The sequence below is a fragment of the Achromobacter sp. SIMBA_011 genome (assembly GCF_046535435.1).
Classification (GTDB): domain Bacteria; phylum Pseudomonadota; class Gammaproteobacteria; order Burkholderiales; family Burkholderiaceae_B; genus Achromobacter; species Achromobacter dolens.
Genome location: NZ_JAWRWN010000621.1, coordinates 1 through 265, shown reverse-complemented (window position 1 = coordinate 265; position 265 = coordinate 1). Strand labels below are relative to the sequence as shown.

Sequence of the window (265 nt, the reverse complement as noted above, 5' to 3'; positions counted from 1 at the left end):
CTACGTAGAGCAGTACCGCCGCATCCCGGAAGCGTCTATCCCAGCTGAACGGCAAGTTGTCGTCAAAATGCCTATTCAGGTGGTCGCTAAAATTGCCTTGTGGAACGCAATACAGTCTGACGGCATTCGGGTAGCCGGCCTCGCGCTGATGTTGAATTTGTCTCATACAGTGGCATCACGTCTGGTGGACTCCGAGCACAACTCCAAAATCGAGCAGTTGGAGGCAGTATTCAAAACGCTCAATACTGACATCAAAAACGTTACC

1 pseudogene is annotated in these 265 nt (G+C 50.9%); it reads left to right on the top strand.

From position 1 onward, the window contains the following. Window positions 1-265: pseudogene (locus SB816_RS32430) on the top strand (hypothetical protein); the annotation flags it as partial.